The following is a 1,658-nucleotide window of genomic DNA, read 5'->3' as shown; positions in this document are numbered from 1 at the left end:
CGGTTGGTCGAGCGCGATGGTCGCGTCGGCGCCGAGGGCCGGGAGTGTCTCCAGCACGCGCGGATTCCGGCCGGCGGCGACGACGCGTCCCGCACCGAGGTGCTTTGCGATCTGGATGGCGAGCTTGCCGGCAACGCCGGTAGCGCCGAGGATCAGGACGGTCTCGCCGGGCTGGAGGTGGGCGCGCCAGACGAGCGGGAGCCACGACGACAGCGCCGGATTCGGCAACGCGGCCGCGGTGTCGTCATCGACGCCGTCAGGAAGCGGCAAGCACCGGACGCGCGATACGACCGTCTGTTCCGCCATCATCCCGTAGGGCGGCCGAGTGCCTCCGCAGAAGACGCGTGTGCCGTCATCGAGAGTTCCGACACCGTCGACGCCGACGATCGCCGGCAGTTCGCGATGGGCGTCGTAGTGCGACCCGTTCGCCATCGCCTTGTCGATGTTCTTGAGCGACGCGGCTCTTACGTGGACGACGACTTCCTTCTCGCCCGGCTGAGGATCGCGGAAATCTTCGTAATGCGGCGGACTACCGAGCGCGTGTAAGACGGCGGCCTTCATCGTTGGCGAGAATGCTAGCGCTTATCGGGCACTCCCTCCGACCCGGGGCGCGGGCTGGAAAGCCCGCGCCACACGTGGGAGATTGGCAGTCACCGCGCGGCAAATGGGCGCGTCGGAGGTCGGTTTGCCGTAGAGCGTCCGGCGCGAGATGGCTCCCGCGGGGTCGACGTCGACGATGAATCCGTGGGTGACGACGACGACGCTGATGTCCAGTTCCCTACTGAGCAGGCTGTCCTGCGCGGATGGGTCCTGCCATTCGCGCGGATGGGTGTGAACGACCGCAACGGTGTCGGCCGGAAGGTCGCCGTGAAACGTCGACGCGTCGCGTTCGTTCGTTGCCGGCCATAAGAAGCAGCCGAGGCTCCCGTCGGGTTTCATTGTCAGAAAGGCGGCCGGCTCGAGATCGCGCGTGTCGGCGAAGAAGACCCTGTCGAGAAGTTGCTGTCCGACGTCCGCGATGACGTCGCGCGAAACGCATGTCGACGCGCCCGCATGCTTCAAACAAATCGCGGCGAAGAGCAGCGCGGCAACCATGCCGCGCAAGGTGCGTCGCGTTCGTATGTGCCGCTTGCAAGGAATTGCGCGCGATGCAAACGACGCGTGGCGGATGCGTGACGCTTGCACGATTGAGAACGGCGTCGCACCATAAGCGATCATGAAAACGCTTTTCGATCCTGCCGATCGCAGTGCGCTCGAGGCGCGGATCCGCTCGCTCGGAACGGAGAGCCAGCGGCTGTGGGGGAAGATGAACGCGGCGCAGATGCTGTGTCACTGCGGGCGGCCGCTGGAGACGGCGGTCGGGGACAAGCCGATGAAGCAGGCGTTCATCGGGAAGATCATCGTGCCGTTCATTCGGAAGTCGATCTTCAGCGAAAAGCCGTTCGGCAAGAATGCGCCGACCGATCCGACGTTCGTGGTCGCCGACGAGCGCCAGCTCGATGCCGAGCGCGATCAGTTGCTCGGGCTCATCGACCGCTTCGTGGCGCAGGGGCCGGACGCCGCCGGGAAAGAGACGCACTCATTCTTCGGGAAGCTGAGCGGCGCCGAATGGGGGCAGCTCATGTACAAACATATCGACCATCATCTGCAGCAGTTCG

General features: G+C 65.5%; 3 protein-coding genes. 1 reads left to right on the top strand and 2 read right to left on the bottom strand.

Annotation, left to right across the window (positions count from 1 at the left end):
- Both VGQ44_20960 and VGQ44_20955 read right to left on the bottom strand, forming a co-directional pair.
- Positions 1 to 561, bottom strand: a 561-nt coding sequence (locus VGQ44_20960) for a zinc-binding alcohol dehydrogenase family protein (GenBank protein ID HEV8449308.1), incomplete at its 3' end; no start/stop codon positions are given.
- Positions 562 to 582: 21 nt separating this feature from the next.
- Positions 583 to 1,095: a hypothetical protein gene (locus tag VGQ44_20955; protein HEV8449307.1), complete on the bottom strand. Its 513-nt coding sequence runs from the start codon at positions 1,093 to 1,095 to the stop codon at positions 583 to 585.
- Between the two features lie 121 nt (positions 1,096 to 1,216).
- Between VGQ44_20955 and VGQ44_20950 the strand changes: the two genes are divergently transcribed.
- The coding region (locus VGQ44_20950; protein HEV8449306.1) for a DUF1569 domain-containing protein at positions 1,217 to 1,658 on the top strand (442 nt) is incomplete at its 3' end.

The organism is Gemmatimonadaceae bacterium (assembly GCA_036003045.1).
Taxonomy (GTDB): Bacteria; Gemmatimonadota; Gemmatimonadetes; order Gemmatimonadales; family Gemmatimonadaceae; genus JAQBQB01.
The sequence above is the reverse complement of the archived record's forward strand: the minus strand, read 5'-3'. Positions and strand labels throughout refer to the sequence as shown.